This is a genomic window from Acidocella aquatica (genome assembly GCF_030160635.1).
GTDB classification, from domain to species: Bacteria; Pseudomonadota; Alphaproteobacteria; order Acetobacterales; family Acetobacteraceae; genus Acidocella; species Acidocella aquatica.
Genome location: NZ_BSOS01000035.1, coordinates 1 through 1682, shown reverse-complemented (window position 1 = coordinate 1682; position 1682 = coordinate 1). Strand labels below are relative to the sequence as shown.

General features: G+C 55.9%; 2 protein-coding genes. Both read right to left on the bottom strand.

Translation table 11 applies throughout. The features are described 5' to 3' along the window. Positions 1-209: 209 nt before the first annotated feature. On the bottom strand, positions 210-797 hold the full coding sequence (locus QQJ84_RS07170) for a hypothetical protein (protein WP_284257447.1): 588 nt from the start codon (positions 795-797) through the stop codon (positions 210-212). Between the two features lie 544 nt (positions 798-1341). Then, positions 1342-1602, bottom strand: coding sequence for a site-specific integrase (locus QQJ84_RS07165; RefSeq protein ID WP_284257446.1), 261 nt, complete (start codon positions 1600-1602; stop codon positions 1342-1344). Positions 1603-1682 lie beyond the last annotated feature (80 nt).

Here is a 1682-nt window from a genome sequence, read left to right as displayed (position 1 = left end):
ACCTGGGCTAAGGCAACGCCATCAACACATGCACCAATCCCGCGAAGCGGGTTCGTTCCACGGCCCAACGCCGCCATAAGTAGCCGTTCAGTTTGGAGGATTGCGGCGCAGTAGGGGAGCTGGCAACACCAGCGCGATGACGGAGGCAGATCGTGCCGCTATATAAACGCCAAACGCCCCGTCCGCAGCAAGCGGGACGGGGCGTGGCGTCATAGGGGTGGGAGGGGCGGAAGCTCTGGCACGACCTCGCGCAGTTGATTGAGCAACTCTGTGATGTCTTGGGCCACCGCCTCTAATCCACGGTCAATGCGGAGAAAGCCGGACAGAAGGTTGATCTTCGCCGCTTGATTGCGTGCTGGATCGTTAGGCTCGACATGCCGCTCATAGAATTCCTGAGTCGCTGTCCTGACGAAAGTGAATGACCGGGCAAAGCGTTCAGCCGTGACCTGAATCGCAGCACTTCCGCGCACGGAAGCCGGCGTAGACGGTGTACGATCAGGCATGCCGAGCAACTCGCTGATCGGCAGGTTCAAATGCCGGGCAAGAGTCAGGTAAGTCTGAACGGACAACATTTCGCTGTGTCCATTCTTCAAATTATAGAGCCGGTTGGCACTCTCGAGTTCGCATTTTTCGGCGATCTCCTTTAAATTAAGGCCTGTTCTGTCAAGTGCGGCGAAGAGCGCGGTTTTAAGGCGCTTTGTCTCGGCGGCATTATTGACAGTTCGCATTTTGCGGGTGCGCGTTGGCGCAGCGGGCCGAACCTCACGGTTCGCGCCCGGTTGGGTATCTTCAGTCATTAAATTATCCTTGGAAAAGGCTGATGGGGTCGGTCAGACACCAAGATGGCATCTGGCTGGCAGATCAGAACGCGCATACCGGGCAGGGAAAACCTGCCCGGGTACCGGGCCTATCAGCTTGGTGAGGGGATCTGCAAACTCATATATAGCAAATCGAAACGAAAAAATCAACAATAAATTATTGATATAATTATATATTTTAGAAAATTTTCGGAAAAATCTTGCGGTGTTTGTGGGCGGGCCAGGACGCAGACAAAGCCACGATGGACGGTTGAGATTCTACGCTTTCGGGCGGACGCACTTGATTGGGGGGCGGGGAACGAACCCGCTGCGCGGGAATGGTGTTGGTGTTGAGAGCGCCGGGTAGGCTTGACGTGCAGGATTTGTTTGAGGGGGTGGGCGGCGCCGTCTGAGGATGCTGGCTTCTTTCATTGCAAGGAGCCAATTATAACCAAGCTGTTGCCCACCTCCGCGGCCGATTGATCTGTGTCTGTGTCAGCGGATGATCGAGGATATCCTTATGTGCGGTTCAGATTTCTTTTTTTCACCGTTCGAGGATATCCTGGAACATTATGACGGCCTTGACCTGTGAGGCGCGATCATAGTGGTTCTGGATCGTAGTTTTAGAGATGCCAAGCAGTGGCGCGGCGAGGCCGGGCACATTCGGAGCCCGCAGCGGAACGGTTGTCGCGATGGCATGGCGAAAGCGATGGGGGCCGAAGGCGACACCGAACCGGGCTTTGGACCGCTTGCAGACCATCTCCTGGATGCCCTTCGCCTCTAAGGGGCGGCCGTCAATGCCCACCCATAGCGCGTCGTGGCATTGGGTAATCCCCCCGTTTTTAACGGGGCTTAATGGTAGAATTCACGCGGCGAGTTTCAGTT